Origin of the sequence: uncultured Parvibaculum sp., assembly GCF_963975745.1 — a bacterium.
In the GTDB taxonomy this organism is placed as follows: domain Bacteria; phylum Pseudomonadota; class Alphaproteobacteria; order Parvibaculales; family Parvibaculaceae; genus Parvibaculum.
The window spans coordinates 1-14,801 of the sequence record NZ_CAXBIB010000006.1; the positions used below are offsets into that span (position 1 = coordinate 1).

Genomic DNA, 14,801 nt, shown 5'->3' on the forward strand with positions numbered 1-14,801 from the left:
AAATGTTCAACAGACTCTACTTCCAACTGGATGAAACTTGGGGCTCAGGTCAGACTCAAACGCGTAAAGAGTGCTTAAAAACTCACCTAAATCTTGTCGTCAGTCAATGCTCTCAATCCGCCGATCGGTTGATCGCGGCTTCCTGTGCCAGACGCAGATTGCGGCGCTCGATCAGACCGCGCAGGCGGACCTGGCGTGCCGCTGTCAGCGGATAGGTCCAGGTGAGCCAGAGCGCGGCGAGGAAGAAGACCGAGGGGATCACCGCATAGGAAAAGGCGAGCCACCAGAATTCCTCCGGCCCGTTGACCACGCCGGGCACCGGATTGAATCCGAAAAAGGCGACCACGTTGAGCGAGATGCCGGTGCCGAAAGCGGTGGCGAGCTTGGTGGTCATGCCGGAGATGGCGAAGAAGGTGCCGGCGCGCTTGCCCTTGGAACGCGCGGTATCGACATCGATCACGTCGGCGAGCATGGCCAGCGGCAGGAACTGGAGACCGCCGAAGCAGAGGCCCTTGGCGACGAACATCGCCGTGAAGATCTGCGTCTGGCCCGGCTCGAGGAAGAAGGCGATGGTGGAAAGCGCGGCTGCCGCCGTCATGCAGACGGCGAAGGCCTTGTGCTTGCCCATCCGGCGGCCGAGCCAGAGCCAGCCCGGAATGGCGAGCAGGCCCGCGCCGAAATAATAGAGATAGAGCATGCCGACGCCGGTGACGCCGATATAGTCGCGCATGAAGAAGAGCGAGAGCGCGTTGCGGAAGGCCTCGCCGCCGGTGACGATCAGCACGATGGCCAGCACGCGCACCATCGGGCCGTTGCGCCCGACATGGCGCAACCCTTCGAGCAGCGGCACCTGGCGGGCGACCTTGACATGGGCCGGTTCGGCGACGCGCCAGCAGACCAGCAGCACGGCCAGCGGCGTCAGGACGATGATCGTCCAGCCCATCGCCGTCAGCACCGGCTTCGGCGTTGCCGGCCCGTCGAGGAAGAAGGGCAGGAGCGCCGGGATCAGCGCCGCAACCATCAGCCCGACCAGGACATAGAATTCGCGCGAGGCGGTGATGCGGGAACGCTCGTGATAGTCGGGCGACATTTCCGCGCCCCAGGCGAAATAGGGGATGTAGACCAGCGTCGAGCCGATGAACATGATGCCGAGCCAGGCCAGCAGATAGAGGCTGCCGACCGAGGAAAAGCCGAAAAGATGCGGCATGAAGAGGAAGAGCACGCCGATCATCAGGATCGGCAGGCCGAGCAGCATGAAGGGCTTGCGGCGGCCGATGCGGGTGTGGGTGCGGTCGGAGAAATAGCCGATCAGCGGATCGGTGACGACGTCGGTGAGGCGGGCCAGCATGATCATGGTGCCGACGGCCGCCAGCGAGACGCCGAGCTCGCCGGCATAGAAGGGCGGCAGCCAGACCGCCACCGGATAACCGAACATCGCGATCGGCAGGCCGATCGAACCGTGAAGATAGATCGAGGATCGCGACAGCGGCGCGGTCATGGCCCAATTTCCCCCTCAGGCGGCTTTCCCCTTTTTCCGCGGGGACGCCGCCTTGTCGTCGTTTTCTGTTCCGATGGCCCGCGAGTATAGAGACGGCGCCGCCGCGCCCAAGCGAAATCGGACGCCCGGGCGCGGCGGTGCCGAAACGTCTATTTCAGCGCCTCGAGCATTGCCTGCGTCTCGCCGGCCAGCGCCTTCGCCGCATCGTGATCTTCGGCCGCGATACCGGCCTGCGCCTTTTCGAGGGCTGCCTCGAGCGCGGCCTTCGTCTCCTCGTCCGCGGTGTCGGGGATCGCGCCGTTGCCGAGTGCCTTGCAGGGATTGACCTCCTTCGGCGCGAAGCCTTCGCCATCGGGCCCGACCAGACAATTGACCGTGTGATGGAGATGGGTGCGGACGCCGCCAATGTCGCCGGCGCCGGCGGCGAAGCCCGCATGTTGCGCGGCGGCGGCGATTTCCTTGTCCGGCTGGGCGCCGGCCGCCTGAGCGGGGGCCGCCGCCAGCAGCATCAGCGCCGCCGCGGCGGCCGCGAAACCGGAAGCCTTGCGTGTGTTGCGCATCGTTTCCTCCTGCTTGTCTGCGGAAGCCCCAGCAGAACATTTCACCGGCGCGGCGGGCAACCGGAAATCGCGTTCAGAAGCGGAATGTCAGCTTGTCGATCTCCTCGCGTTCCTCGGCCGTCATTTCCCATGCACCGGCGGCGACATTCTGTTCGACCTGTTCGGGCCTGGTCGCACCGGCGATGACGCTGGCGACATGGGGCTGCGATGCGAGCCAGCCGATGGCGGCGTCGAGCGTCGACTTGCCGCGCGCTTCGGCAAAACCCGTCACCTTTTCGACGATGTCGAAATTGGCGTCGGTCAGGAGGTTCTTGCCCATGGCGGCGGCGACCGTCAGGCGGCCGTCTTCCGGGCCGTTGCCGCCGCGGCGGTACTTGCCGGTCAGCATGCCGCTGGCCAGCGGGAAATAGGGAAGGATGCCGGCGCCGTATTTCTGCGCGGCGGGAACGAGTTCCAGTTCGATCTTGCGGTCGAGCAGATTGTAGTGGTTCTGGGCGCTGATGAAGGGCGCAAGACCCGCATCGCGCGCGAGGTAATGCGCCTCGACCAGCTGCCAGCCGGCGAAATTGGAACAGCCGATGTAGCGCACCTTGCCCGCGCGCACCAGATCGTCGAGCGCCGAGAGCGTTTCCTCGATCGGCGTGCCGGGGTCGGGGAAATGGAGCTGGTAGAGGTCGATATAATCCGTGTTCAGACGTTTCAGGCTCGCCTCGACCGCCTGCAGGATGTAGCGGCGCGACGCCCCCTTCATGTATTCGCCGTCCTCCATCGCCAGGCCGAACTTGGTCGCCAGCACGATGTCCTTGCGCCGCGCGCCCAGGGCATGGCCCAGCATCCGCTCCGAGCCGCCCTTGTTGCCGTAGACATCGGCCGTGTCGAACAGGGTGATGCCGAGGTCGAGCGCCTTGTGGACGACGGTGTCGGTCGCGGCCTGATCGATCTTCATGCCGAAATTGTTGCAGCCGAGGCCGACGACCGAAACTTTCAGGCCCGAATTTCCAAGGGTCTTGAAGCGCATGGCATCCTCCGGCATTTGCGTTCGGGTCACGATAGGGCGTTGCGCGGCGGCGCGACAGGGTGCGCCCTTGGCGCACCGTAACGTTTGCGTGAGACCGCCGAACTGGCTAGACTCCCGGCCTAGGGTGATCACCCTAAAACTTGTCGAGGGCCGGGCGGCCTCCCGAGGCGCGCCGAAAAGAGCCCCTTCCGGGAGGACCGAAATGAAATTCACCTGGTTCAATCTGATGCCGTGGCCCTATCTGCCGGACGATTTCCGGGAGAAGCATCGTTCGGTCTGGGTCGATATCGACTCGCGCCTGTTCGATCCGGCAAAAGCCCATGAGGTCTACAATTCCTACATGGACATGCTCGAATATGCGGGCGGGCTGGGCTTCGACGGCATCGGCGTCAACGAGCATCACCAGAACGGCTACGGCATCATGCCCTCGCCCAACATCATCGCGGCGGGGCTGGCGCGGCGGACCAAGGATGTCGGCCTGGTCGTGCTCGGCAATTCGATCGCGCTCTACAATCCGCCGGTGCGGGTCGCCGAGGAATTCGCGATGCTCGACTGCATTTCGGGCGGGCGCCTCGTCGCCGGTTTCCCGGTCGGCACCTCGATGGATACCAATTACTGCTACGGGCAGATTCCGGCGCTGACGCGCGAGAAATACCAGGAGGCACATGACCTGATCCGCCGCGCCTGGTCCGATCCCGATCCCTTCGCCTTCAACGGGCGCTACAACAAGCTCCGCCACGTCAATATCTGGCCGCGGCCGATCCAGGATCCGCCGCCGATCCATATTCCGGGCGGCGGCTCGGTGGAGACCTATGATTTCTGCATCGACAACACCTATTCCTATTCCTACCTCTCCTTCTCCGGCTATATCCGGGCCAAGGCGCTGATGCAGGGCTATTGGGACCGCGTCGCCCAGCGCAACGCGCCCGACGAGAGCCCCTATCGCGCCGGCTTCGCGCAGACGATCTGCGTCGCCGACACCGACGAAGAGGCCGAACGACTCTACTCGGAGCATGTCAGCTATTTCTACAATCGCTGCCTGCATGTCTATGGCGGCTTTGCCGACGCGCCGGGCTATCGCACCATCAAGACGATCCAGACCGGGGCCTTGTCGCAATATGCGCCGCCGATCGGCGGCTACGGGCATCTCACCTGGAAGGACCTGACCGAACAGGGCCATGTGATCGCCGGCAGCCCGGAAACGGTTCGCCAGCGCATGGAGGAACTGATCAAGGGGCTCAATGTCGGCAACATCTTCTGCCTGCTGCATGTCGGCAACATGCCGATGGACAAGTGCATGCATTCGACGCGGCTCTTCGCCGAAAAGGTGATGCCGCATCTGCGCGACATCTTCCCCGACTACAAGGACGACAACCGCTTCTGGTGCAAGCCGCTGGCGAAACAGGCGGCGCCCGGCAGCCTGCCGGCCGAAAGGGAAGTGGCCGCGATGGTGGGAGGCAAGGACTGATGGAAACGAAAACGATCAAGACCCACCACGTTCCGGTCCGCTGTTTCGAGGGCGGAAAGGGCGAACCGCTGGTGTTCCTGCATGGCGCCGGCGGCGTCACGGCCGAAGACCCGCTGCTGGCGAAGCTGGCCGAAACGCATCACGTGTTCGCGCCGCTGCTGCCGGGCTATGGCGACTCGGAAGAATGCAGCGAACTTCGCGAGATGCTCGACATCACGCTGCACACATGGGACGTCGTCCAGGCGCTGGGGCTGAAGGACCCGATCCTGGTCGGGCATTCGATGGGCGGCATGATTGCCGCCGAGATGGCCGCCATCGCGCCCAACGATGTCAGCCGCCTCGGCCTGATCTGTCCGGCGGGGCTCTGGCTCGACGATCATCCGATCCCCGATATCTTCGCGATGCTGCCTTACGAGCTGCCGGCGGTTCTGTTCCACGATGTCGAGGCCGGCACTGCGCTGATGACGGCGGGCGTCGCGCTCGACGATCCGGAATGGCTGAAGGGTTTTCTGGTTCAGAATGCGCGGCAGATGGGGATGGCGGGCAAGATCCTCTTCCCGATCCCCGATCGCGGGCTTTCGCAACGGCTTTATCGCCTCAAGGCAAAGACGCTGCTGATCTGGGGCGACAGCGACCGGTTGATCCCGCCGGCTTACGCTCATGCCTGGAAGAAGGCGATTGCCGGCGCCGAACTCGTCTCGATCCCCGAAGCGGGGCATCTGGTGACGATGGAAAAGCCGGATCATGTCGCCAGGGCATTGGCGAAGCTCGGCTGACATACGAAATCGGCGTCCAATAACAAGAAACAGACGCGGATAGGAGCGAAGGGCCATTCCCGCAAGGGCGTGGCCCTTCTGCCTTGGCGGCTGGCGCGCCGGCCCCGCTTCGCTCTATCCTGTTCCGAAAACGCCGGGGAGGACGACGATGGAACTCGCGCTCAGGAAAGACGACGAAGCGTTTCGCGATACGGTGCGGAAATTCCTCGAGGAGAAGCTGCCGCGCGAGATCGCCGAAGCGAAATCGGTCGGCGTCTCGGTCGAGAAGCCGTTGCTGAAGAAATGGCATCGCACGCTTTACGAACAGGGCTGGGTGGCGCCGGCCTGGCCGAAGGAACATGGCGGCACCGGCTGGACCGCGACGCAGCGCCACATCTTCAACGAAGAGACGGCGCGGGCCAATGCGCCGCGGCTGATGCCGTTCGGTCTCGGCATGGTGGGGCCGGTCATCTACACGTTCGGCAACGATGCGCAGAAGGCGCGGCATCTGCCCGGCATCCTGACCGGCGACATCTGGCGGTGCCAGGGCTATTCGGAACCGGGTGCCGGCTCCGATCTTGCCGCGCTGAAGACGCGCGCGGTGCGCGACGGCGACGACTACATCGTCAACGGGCAGAAGATCTGGACCTCCTATGCGCATGAGGCCGACTGGATCTTCTGCCTGGTGCGCACCGACGACACGTCGAAGCCGCAGGAGGGCATCTCCTTCCTGCTGATCGACATGAAGACGCCCGGCGTTACCGTGCGCCCGCTCGTCTCGATCGACGAGCTGCATCATCTCAACGAAGTCTTTTTCGAGGATGTGCGTGTACCGATTGCCAATCGCATCGGCGAGGAAAACAAGGGCTGGACCTATGCCAAGTTCCTGCTGACACATGAACGGACCGGCATTGCCGGCGTGCCGGAATCGAAGAAGGCGGTCGAGCGGCTGCACCGGATTTCGGAAGCGACGCAGGGCAGCGACGGACGACGGCTGGCCGACGATCCCGCGTTCCGCCGCAAGCTGGCCGAAATCGAGATCGATCTGGCCGGGCTCGAGATCACCAATGCGCGGATTCTGGCCGATGCGGCAGCCGGCCGCCAGGTCGGCGAACGCTCCTCGATCCTGAAGATCGCCGGCACCGACATCCAGCAGGCGCTGCAGACACTGGCGGTCGAGGCCATCGGTTATTACACGCTGCCCTCGCAGCGCGAGCGCCTCGAAGGGCGGCCCAACGCGCCGCTTGTCGGGCCCGATCATGCCGAGACCGTCTTTGCCAATTACGGTTTCGGTCGCGCCGCCACGATCTATGGCGGCTCGAACGAAATCCAGCGCAACGTGCTGGCGAAGGCCGTGCTGGGGCTCTAGCCCTCGCCCATCTTCTGGTCCGCTCGGCGCTCGGCCAGCATCTTCCTGACGATGGGGCCGAGCGTTGCGGGATCGAAGCGGGCATCCTGTTCGACCGCGGGCCCGCGATGCCAGCCTTCATAGACGCAGAGGCGGCCGCGCATCGATTCAAACACCTGGCCCGTCACCTCGCGTGCTTCGGCCGAGCCCAGCCAGACGACGATGGGGGCGACGTTCGAGGGGTCGCGCGGGTTCCATTTGCCGGGCTTCAGCTCTTCCGGCGGCCCGAGGTCTTCGGTCAGCCGCGTCAGCGCGCCGGGCGAGATCGCGTTGACCGTGATGCCGTAGCGGATCAGTTCCTTGGCCGCGATCAGCGACAGGGAGGCAATGCCGGCTTTCGCCGCGCCATAGTTGGTCTGCCCCGGATTGCAGAAAAGCCCCGACACCGATGTCGTGTTGATGATGCGCGCATCGTTCTGCTCGCCGGCCTTGGCGCGCTCGCGCCAATAACCGACCGCATGGCGCATCGGGCAGAAGGTGCCACGCAGATGCACCTTGATGACCGCGTCCCACTCGTCGATCGTCATGTTGAAGATCATGCGGTCGCGCAGGATGCCGGCATTGTTGACCAGCACGTCGAGCGTGCCGTAAGTCGAGATCGCCTGGTCGATCATGCGTCTGGCGCCGTCCCAGTCGGAGACGTCGTCGCCATTGGCCACCGCCTCGCCGCCCATCGCCTTTATTTCGTCGGCGACATCCTGCGCCGGTCCGGCCGAGCGGCCTTCGCCGTCGCGCGCACCGCCGAGATCGTTGACCACCACCTTGGCGCCCTGCCGCGCATATTCGAGGCAGTATTCTCGACCCAGCCCGCGCGCGCCGCCGGTGACGATCACCACGCGGCCTTCGCAAATGCCCGCCATGTTCTTCTCCCCTTTTTCGTTTTCAGATTTTCCTGTCGCCCTGCCAGTAGCGGTCGCGGATCGTGCGCCGGAGCACCTTTCCGCTCGGCATGCGCGGCAGTTCCTGCATGAAGTCGACCGAGCGCGGGCGCTGGTAGCCGGGCAGGTTCGCCGCCGCGAAGTCGAGCAGTTCGCGCGCCATCGCGTCGTCGGGGCGATAACCTTCGTTCAGTTCGACGACCAGCTTCACCTCCTCGCCCCATTCCTCATTGGGCACACCGACGGCGGCCGCATCCGCCACCGCCGGATGTTTCAAGATCTCCTGGTCGATTTCGGCCGGATAGATGTTGACGCCGCCCGAGATGATGACTTCGGCGCTGCGGCCGGTGAGGAAGAGAAAGCCGTCCGCATCGATGAAGCCCATGTCGCCCATGGTGTAGAAATCGCCGCGATAGGCGCCTTCGGTCTTTTCGGGCGCCTTGAAATATTCGAAGCGGCCGCTGTCGGGCGCCTTGAAATAGATCGTGCCGACCTCGTTCGGCTTGACCGGCTTGCCATCCTCGTCATGCACCTCGACGACGACGCCGGGCAGCGGCTTGCCGACCGTGCCCTTCTTCTGCGGCCATTCATGGCTATCGACGAAGATGCCGCCGCCTTCGGTTGCCGCGTAATACTCGAAGACCACCGGCCCGAACCAGGCGATGGCGCCTTCCTTGACATGTGCGGGGCACGGGGCGGCACCGTGCAGGATCCAGCGCAGGGACGAGGTGTCGTATTTCGCTTTCGTGGTTTCCGGCAGTTGCAGCATCCGGTGCAGCATGGTCGGCACCACATGCGTGTGCGTGATGCGGTATTCGGCAACCAGACGCAGCGTTTCTTCCGCGTCCCATTTGTCCATCAGCACGCAACCGACGCCGGCATTGAGCGGGAAACTCATATTGAGCGCCAGCGGTGCTGCGTGATAGAGCGGGCCGGTGACCAGCGCCAGATCGCCGGCGCGGAAGGCCGCCGTCTCGGTCAGCTTGAGGAGCAGCGGCGAGACGGGTGCGGCCTGCTTGCGATAGACGCCCTTGGGATGGCCGGTCGTGCCCGAGGTGTACATCATCTGCGTGCCGAGCACGGGATCGGCAATGTCGCCGCCCTCTTCGGCTTCGACCGCGACGTCATAGGCGGTAAAGCCCGGCAGGGTGCCGCCGACCGCGAGTTTCGCGACCACGCCCTTCGCCTTGCCCGCCGCTTCGGCGGCCGAGGCCGGAAAGCGCGCATCGGCGATGAAGGCCTTCGCCTCGCAATTGTCGACGATATAGGCGACTTCCGTGCCCTTGAGGTGCCAGTTGACCGGCGTCAGGCGGAAACCGCCGCGCTGGCAGGCGACCACCGTTTCGACGAATTCCGGCCGGTTGGAACAGAGCAGCGCCACCGCGTCGCCGGCCTTCAGGCCCGCCCGCCGGAGCGCGCGCACCAGCCGATTGGCGCGCGCGTTGAGCTCGCCATAACTGCGATTGCCGGCCTCCGACACAATCGCCGGCCGGTCCGGGGCCTGCGCCGCATGCCAGGCCACCACCATGCCGGCCGCCGCGGCCTCTTCGCGGCTCCAGGCGCGGGCCGATTCCATCACCGCCATGATTTCTCCTCCCTGACGGCGTCTTTGCGCCGTGATTTTTGTTTTGTCTGCTGTTTCTGTTATTGGACAGGCGCGGGCTCCCCGGCGTCAAGCCACTTCGCGGAGTTCGCATCCGCATTTTCCCGAAGGTAATGACCGATGATCCTGCCTGTTGCCGTTCGATCCCTGCTGGCCGCGACGGCGATCGGGCTCCTCGCCCTGCCCGTCCATGCGGCGCCCGAGGCGGTCGACAAGGCTTTCGTCACCTTCCAGGTCGAGAACGACCTCTTTGCCGGGTTCGCCAACAGTGACCGTCACTACACCAATGGCGTGCAGGCGGCGTGGCTGTCGCGGCCGCTTGACGGATTGCCGCAATGGCTTGCCGATCTCTCCTCGCCACCGATCTATTCGCTGGTCTTTCCGACGCCGTCCTTCACCCGCGCCGACCACCGCTTCGGCATCGCGCTCGGCCATGCGATCTTCACACCCGACAATACGGCGGCGACGGCCTATCTTCCCAATGAGCGGCCCTATGCGGCCTGGGCCCATGTCACCTTCTCGCTGCAGAGCCACCGTGCCAGCGAAAGCGGCGAAGCCTGGCAGGACAACTGGAAGCTCGATCTCGGCGTGGTCGGCCCTGCGGCACAGGGCGAATGGGCGCAGAACGAGTGGCACAAGATCATCGGCGTCGACAAGGCCAATGGCTGGCGCAACCAGATCCGCGACGAGGTCGGCGTCAATCTCAGTTTCGAACGCGCATGGCGCAGCCCGACCTTCGCGACCGAGCGGCTGTTCGGACTGGAGACCGATCTCATTCCCTATACCATCGTCTCGCTCGGCAATGTGCAGACCTATGCGGGCCTTGGCGGCACCTTCCGCATCGGCCCGAAACTGCCCGACGATTTCGGGCCGACCCGCATCTATCCGGGCGTCGGCGGTTCGGAATGGTTCCGCCCGGCGGGGCCCGGCTGCAACTGCTATCTCTTCGCCGGCCTCGAGGGCCGCGGCATCGCACGCGACATCTTTCTCGACGGCAACACGTTCCGCGACAGCGTCAGCATCGACAAGGAACATTTCGTCTATGACGCCAAGCTCGGCGCCGTTGCCGTTGTCGGCCCGGCGCGGGTCAGCTTCACCCATGTCTTTCGCAGCCGCGAATACAAGGGCCAACCCAAACCCGATCAGTTCGGTTCGATCACGGTGACGTTTGCCTATTGAGGGCGCCCGTTGAGGGCGGCTTGTCTTCCGCCGCCCGCGCCGCATGATGGGTGCATTCGAATCGCCTGCCTCGGGGGAGCGCCATGGACCTGCCGCTGATTGCCGCCGACAACATGTTCGGCCTCATCTTCGCCTTTCTGGGGCTTGCCGCTTTCGGCTTCTGGTCGGAACGCACCAGGCTCGGGCAATGGGTCTCGGGCGTCATCCTGACGATCCTTGCCGGCATGCTGCTGGCCAATCTGCGCATTGTGCCGTTTGCCTCGCCATTTCACGACATGGTCTGGGCCTATGTCGTGCCGCTCGCCATTCCGCTGCTGCTCTTCAAGGCTGATCTGAAAAAGATCCTGCCCGAAAGCGGCAAGATGCTTCTGGCTTTCGTCATCGCGGTCATCGGTACGGTGGCGGGCGTGCTTGCCGGCTTTGCGCTGATCGACATGGGGCCGTCGGGCCATCTGGTCGCCGGCGCGCTGGGCGCCAGCTGGATCGGCGGTTCGATGAATTTCGCCGCCGTCTCGACCGCCAACGGCCTCATCGCCGACGGCACGCTGACGGCGGCGACGGCGGCCGCCGACAATGTGATGGCCGCTTTCTTCATCGCCTTCCTGCTGATGCTGCCGGGCATCGCTTGGCTGGCGCGGCTGATCCCCTCGAAGATCATCGAGGCGGAGATGCACGCGCATGAGCATCCGGAAGAGGAGAAAAAGCCCGTGCTCGACATGGGCGCGCTGGCGCTGCAGCTTTTCCTCGCCGCCGCCTGCTGCTTTGTCGGCTTCGAGACCGCAGCGCTGCTCGGCATTCCGAAATACGGCGTGCTCTTCGTCACGGTCAATGCGCTGCTGATCGCCAACATCTTTCCCAAACAGATGCACCGGCTCGAAGGCGGCTTCACGCTCGGCATGTTCTTCATGTATCTCTTCTTCGGCGTCATCGGTGCGGCCGCCGACATCGTGCTGATGGTCGAGACGGCGATGCCGATCTTCCTCTTTGTCTTCATCATGGCCGCCGTTCACATTGTCATCGTGCTGGCGGGCGCGAAGCTCTTCCGCATCGACCTCGCCGAAGCGCTGGTCATTTCCAACACCGTCGCGGTCGGCCCTGCGACCGCCGCCGCGATGGCCGCCGGCAAGCGCTGGCACGGACTGGTGACACCCGGCGTCATGTTCGGCGTGCTCGGCTATGCAGTCGCCAATTTCATCGGCGTCGCGCTGACGGGGTGGCTGGGGTAGGCAATCGCGAAGTTCCTTTCTTCCCACCCGCCCCTGGGGGCGGGTCAGAAAATTCGAGCGCAGCGAAGAATTTTGTGGGGCGGGGGAAAGCGTCACCTGACGCCCGAAACCGCAAGCGAATGAACCCGCCGTATCCGCCCCTCCCCCTCCCCGAAATTCACGCCGCTGACGCGACCTGAATTTCGACCCGCCCCCAGGGGCGGGTGGTCGCTCAAACAGCCGCTAAAGAACACCGCAAACCTTGCGTAATTTGCCCGCGCTTGCCGATCCCGATAGAACAGCGGCAACGCCATTCCATCGAGGAGAAGCCCCATGTCCGAGCCCGTCATCCTGGTCGAGAAGTCCGGCAGCATCGCCACCGTCACGCTGAACCGGCCGACCGCCATGAACGCGCTGTCGCGCGATCTGCGCCGCGCCATTGCCGAGACCTTCGAGGACCTCGAGGCCGACGAGAACATCCGCGTCGCGATCCTGACCGGCGCCGGCAAGGCTTTCTGCGCCGGGCTCGATCTCAAGGAACTGGGCGGCGACGCCAGCGCGGTGGGCGGAAGCTCCGATAGTTCGGGGGGCGGCGTCAATTCGACCATCAGCGACAAGGACCCCGTCACCTCGATCGGGCGCTTTTCGGGCCCGGTCATCGGCGCGATCAACGGCGTCGCCATCACCGGCGGCTTCGAGCTTGCGATCGCCTGCGACGTGCTGATCTGTTCGGAAAATGCGCGCTTCGCCGACACCCATGCGCGCGTCGGCATCCTGCCGGGCTGGGGTCTCAGCCAGAAGCTCTCCCGCGCCATCGGCATCTACCGCGCCAAGGAATTGTCGCTGACCGGCAATTTCCTCAGCGCGCAACAGGCCAACGAATGGGGCCTCGTCAACCGCGTGGTGCCGGCGGAAGAACTGCTGCCGACTGCGCGCAAACTCGCCGAGGACATGCTCTCGGTCGTGCCGCAATGCCTGCCGGCCTACAAGAAACTGATCGACGACGGCTTTGCGCAGGATTTCGGCACCGCGCTCAAGACCGAACGGCAATTCTCCAACGCCGCCAACAAATCCGTCGCGCCGGAAGAAATCGCCGCGCGGCGCGAAGGCATCCAGAGCCGCGGGAAGCAGCAGTCGGGAAGTTAGGCGCCGTAGAAATCGAAGAAAAGGCCGACCGGCGCCTCGGCCCGCATTGCGGGCAAGGGAAAGACGTCTTCGGCGCTTTTCGGATCGAGCGACGGCAGATTGCGCAGGAAGATGTCGCGCAAATCCGGCTTCACGCCGCCTTGCCGGTCGAGGAACTGCCCCCAGCTGGACGTACCGTCGAAACGCATCAACCCGTGCGCCGGCGCGCATGACTTCACGTAGTCAGGCGGAAAGAGCCGCCGATAGGCCTCAACGCGATAGAGCCATGAGCCGCCGCGCACGCGCGATGCTTCGGGATGCACCGCGCGGATATGCGCGAACATGTCGTGCAACTCGCGCTGCCGCTCCGCCATCCGCGCCCGGGAAAGCGGGCCGATGCCGCCTTCCTCCCGATTGCCGAAATGAATGCGCACTGCGCCCCGCTCGTCCTGCAGCTCGAAACTGAAACAGCCGAACCGCAGTTCCTTCTCCGGCTTCTTTTCGTCCGGACACTGGGCGAAAAAGGTACAGGTCGCGTCGAGCCGCGCCTCATGCGTTTCGGCTTCCTCCAGAAGCGCCAGATAGCCTGCCCATTCCGGCGCATAGACACCGTTGTGAATGCGCCCGAAACCAAACCGCCGATGGAGATTGGTATTTCGCGTCACCGACGCCGCAAGTGCCTCGCCGCCGGAAGCCGCCATCGCTTCGGCAAAGCGCAGTTGGAGGTCGAAATAGGGCCGGAGGCGCAGGGCCATTTTAGCGCGACTGACCGGCTTCGACGACGTTCCGTTGGTCACGTGCCCGGTCCTCCGGACGAATCGTTTGAATGAAGGTGGAGTTTACACCACACGCTTCCGAGCCCTCACATCCCCACAAACTCAAGCAACGCGCTGTACTCACCCGCATCCGCTGCCCTCAGCGCCGCAATGTAGGCGTCGCGCCGGCCATTTGTATGCAGAAGATCGTGCCCCGCCGCCCAGTCGACGGGTGGATGATCGAAATACTCTTCGAGATAGAGATCGGTGGCAATGCGCGCGTGGCGGCCATTGCCGTTGGCGAAGAGGTGAATGGCGACCAGCCGGTGATGGAAGCGCGCGGCGGCTTCGAGCGGCGCATAGGTGCCGTTCGTCGCCCAGTACCGTGCATCGTCGAGGAGCTTGCGCAGTTCGACCGCGATATGAAGCGGGTCGATGCCGATATTCTTTTCGGTTTGTCGAAACGCGCCCGCCCATCGCCACACATCGCCGAACATCCGGCGGTGCAGCTCGCGCATGAAGCGCTCGCTCAGCACATCGCCCTTGCGGCGGCGGGCAAGCCACAGCAACCCGTTCTGGACATTTGCCTGCTCAAGCTCGTTGAGTTCGCCGCGCGTCGTGACGTGGCGAAAGCGCAGGCCCTCGCGCTCGTCGGGATCGAGCGGCGTCGCGCCGTCGGGTTCTGACGCGGCGCCGCTCATTTCTCCGACCAGAAACCGGGCGGCGGGTCTTCCATCAGTTCGCGCACGAGGCGCTCGACTTCCGCCTTGTTCTTCTCCGCCGGCAGCGCCTGGCGTTCCAGCGCCATGTGGGTGCTGGCGCGCGCGACCAGCGCTTCCGCTTTCCGGCGCGCCTGCGCGGCGACGACATCCTCGATGCGGCCTTCCGCCGGCACGATCGCATAGACGAAGCGGCAGCCCATGGCTTCGGCCATCGCCTGCATCGTCTTCAGGCTGACGCCGCCTTCGCGCTCGGCCTGTTCGGCCTGCGAGACGCGTGCCCGCGTGACGCCGAGGCGGCGCGCGAGGTCCGCGCCCGACATGCCGAGCGCCTTGCGCATGGTCGCGATCCAGCCCTCGTTCGGCAGGCTGACCTGCCGCCCGAAAGGCGCCGCGCCGTCGGCAAGGGCGCGATATTGCTTTGTCGCAAGGTTTTTCATCGGATTATCGTTAACTTCTTTATTGACTATATGATTAAAACGTCAACTTTTTCATATACGTCCATGATCTTTATGTCAATATATTCATTTACGTCTGTGCGGGGGTGCCGCCCCGCCCGCCGCTATGTCGGCGCGGGCCCGTTTCCGCTATCCTCCCTCCAAACGCCATTCAGAGCACTTCCGGAAGGGA

General features: G+C 64.5%; 14 protein-coding genes. 6 read left to right on the forward strand and 8 right to left on the reverse strand.

Annotated elements, in window-relative coordinates:
* Positions 1–112: 112 nt before the first annotated feature.
* The 3 genes from AAC071_RS06215 to AAC071_RS06225 all read right to left on the reverse strand — a co-directional run bounded on the left by AAC071_RS06215 (position 113) and on the right by AAC071_RS06225 (position 3,076).
* A complete protein-coding gene (locus AAC071_RS06215) occupies positions 113–1,498 on the reverse strand; it encodes an MFS transporter (protein WP_339830972.1) in 1,386 nt (461 codons plus the stop codon).
* A 149-nt stretch (positions 1,499–1,647) separates the two neighbouring features.
* Positions 1,648–2,058, reverse strand: coding sequence for a hypothetical protein (locus tag AAC071_RS06220; RefSeq protein WP_339830973.1), 411 nt, complete (start codon positions 2,056–2,058; stop codon positions 1,648–1,650).
* Between the two features lie 73 nt (positions 2,059–2,131).
* Positions 2,132–3,076 (reverse strand): aldo/keto reductase, encoded by a 945-nt coding sequence (locus tag AAC071_RS06225; RefSeq protein ID WP_339830975.1) that lies wholly within the window; start codon positions 3,074–3,076, stop codon positions 2,132–2,134.
* 202 nt (positions 3,077–3,278) lie between these two features.
* Here AAC071_RS06225 and AAC071_RS06230 point away from each other — a divergent pair, with 202 nt between their 5' ends.
* The 3 genes from AAC071_RS06230 (at position 3,279) to AAC071_RS06240 (ending at position 6,668) form a co-directional block, all read left to right on the forward strand.
* Complete coding sequence (locus tag AAC071_RS06230) at positions 3,279–4,544, forward strand: LLM class flavin-dependent oxidoreductase (protein WP_339830977.1); 1,266 nt, start codon at positions 3,279–3,281, stop codon at positions 4,542–4,544.
* Complete coding sequence (locus AAC071_RS06235; RefSeq protein WP_339830979.1) at positions 4,544–5,320, forward strand: alpha/beta hydrolase; 777 nt, start codon at positions 4,544–4,546, stop codon at positions 5,318–5,320. Before AAC071_RS06230 ends, AAC071_RS06235 begins: the two co-directional genes overlap by 1 nt.
* Before the next feature lie 148 nt (positions 5,321–5,468).
* Positions 5,469–6,668, forward strand: coding sequence for an acyl-CoA dehydrogenase family protein (locus AAC071_RS06240; RefSeq protein WP_339830981.1), 1,200 nt, complete (start codon positions 5,469–5,471; stop codon positions 6,666–6,668).
* Here the strand turns inward: AAC071_RS06240 and AAC071_RS06245 are convergent.
* Together AAC071_RS06245 and AAC071_RS06250 are read right to left on the reverse strand one after the other, a co-directional pair.
* On the reverse strand, positions 6,665–7,567 hold the full coding sequence (locus AAC071_RS06245; RefSeq protein ID WP_339830983.1) for an SDR family oxidoreductase: 903 nt from the start codon (positions 7,565–7,567) through the stop codon (positions 6,665–6,667). The two genes, AAC071_RS06240 and AAC071_RS06245, sit on opposite strands and share 4 nt — an antisense overlap.
* A 22-nt stretch (positions 7,568–7,589) precedes the next feature.
* Positions 7,590–9,170, reverse strand: a complete 1,581-nt coding sequence (locus AAC071_RS06250; protein WP_339830985.1) for an AMP-binding protein — start codon at positions 9,168–9,170, stop codon at positions 7,590–7,592.
* 138 nt (positions 9,171–9,308) lie between these two features.
* On the opposite strand from AAC071_RS06250, the gene AAC071_RS06255 reads away from it, so the two are divergent.
* The 3 genes from AAC071_RS06255 to AAC071_RS06265 all read left to right on the forward strand — a co-directional run bounded on the left by AAC071_RS06255 (position 9,309) and on the right by AAC071_RS06265 (position 12,718).
* Complete coding sequence (locus AAC071_RS06255) at positions 9,309–10,367, forward strand: lipid A deacylase LpxR family protein (RefSeq protein ID WP_339830987.1); 1,059 nt, start codon at positions 9,309–9,311, stop codon at positions 10,365–10,367.
* A gap of 83 nt (positions 10,368–10,450) precedes the next feature.
* Positions 10,451–11,593, forward strand: coding sequence for a DUF819 family protein (locus tag AAC071_RS06260; protein ID WP_339830989.1), 1,143 nt, complete (start codon positions 10,451–10,453; stop codon positions 11,591–11,593).
* 312 nt (positions 11,594–11,905) lie between these two features.
* Positions 11,906–12,718, forward strand: a complete 813-nt coding sequence (locus tag AAC071_RS06265) for an enoyl-CoA hydratase (RefSeq protein ID WP_339830991.1) — start codon at positions 11,906–11,908, stop codon at positions 12,716–12,718.
* On the opposite strand, the gene AAC071_RS06270 is transcribed toward AAC071_RS06265, so the two are convergent.
* The 3 genes from AAC071_RS06270 to AAC071_RS06280 form a co-directional block, all read right to left on the reverse strand.
* Positions 12,715–13,494, reverse strand: a complete 780-nt coding sequence (locus AAC071_RS06270; protein WP_339830993.1) for a hypothetical protein — start codon at positions 13,492–13,494, stop codon at positions 12,715–12,717. The genes AAC071_RS06265 and AAC071_RS06270 overlap by 4 nt on opposite strands.
* A 65-nt stretch (positions 13,495–13,559) precedes the next feature.
* On the reverse strand, positions 13,560–14,153 hold the full coding sequence (locus AAC071_RS06275) for a mobile mystery protein B (protein ID WP_339830995.1): 594 nt from the start codon (positions 14,151–14,153) through the stop codon (positions 13,560–13,562).
* Positions 14,150–14,611 carry a mobile mystery protein A gene (locus AAC071_RS06280; RefSeq protein ID WP_339830997.1) on the reverse strand — a complete coding sequence of 154 codons (462 nt, stop codon included), beginning with the start codon at positions 14,609–14,611 and terminating at the stop codon, positions 14,150–14,152. Before AAC071_RS06280 ends, AAC071_RS06275 begins: the two co-directional genes overlap by 4 nt.
* Between the last annotated feature and the right edge of the window lie 190 nt (positions 14,612–14,801).

Coding starts and splice junctions, on each gene's coding strand:
- AAC071_RS06240 (WP_339830981.1), top strand. CDS start 5,469: ATGGAACTCGCGCTCAGGAAAGACGACGAAGCGTTTCGCGATACGGTG.
- AAC071_RS06235 (WP_339830979.1), top strand. CDS start 4,544: ATGGAAACGAAAACGATCAAGACCCACCACGTTCCGGTCCGCTGTTTC.
- AAC071_RS06255 (WP_339830987.1), top strand. CDS start 9,309: ATGATCCTGCCTGTTGCCGTTCGATCCCTGCTGGCCGCGACGGCGATC.
- AAC071_RS06280 (WP_339830997.1), bottom strand. CDS start 14,611: ATGAAAAACCTTGCGACAAAGCAATATCGCGCCCTTGCCGACGGCGCG.
- AAC071_RS06220 (WP_339830973.1), bottom strand. CDS start 2,058: ATGCGCAACACACGCAAGGCTTCCGGTTTCGCGGCCGCCGCGGCGGCG.
- AAC071_RS06265 (WP_339830991.1), top strand. CDS start 11,906: ATGTCCGAGCCCGTCATCCTGGTCGAGAAGTCCGGCAGCATCGCCACC.
- AAC071_RS06215 (WP_339830972.1), bottom strand. CDS start 1,498: ATGACCGCGCCGCTGTCGCGATCCTCGATCTATCTTCACGGTTCGATC.
- AAC071_RS06250 (WP_339830985.1), bottom strand. CDS start 9,170: ATGGCGGTGATGGAATCGGCCCGCGCCTGGAGCCGCGAAGAGGCCGCG.
- AAC071_RS06275 (WP_339830995.1), bottom strand. CDS start 14,153: ATGAGCGGCGCCGCGTCAGAACCCGACGGCGCGACGCCGCTCGATCCC.
- AAC071_RS06225 (WP_339830975.1), bottom strand. CDS start 3,076: ATGCGCTTCAAGACCCTTGGAAATTCGGGCCTGAAAGTTTCGGTCGTC.
- AAC071_RS06260 (WP_339830989.1), top strand. CDS start 10,451: ATGGACCTGCCGCTGATTGCCGCCGACAACATGTTCGGCCTCATCTTC.
- AAC071_RS06230 (WP_339830977.1), top strand. CDS start 3,279: ATGAAATTCACCTGGTTCAATCTGATGCCGTGGCCCTATCTGCCGGAC.
- AAC071_RS06245 (WP_339830983.1), bottom strand. CDS start 7,567: ATGGCGGGCATTTGCGAAGGCCGCGTGGTGATCGTCACCGGCGGCGCG.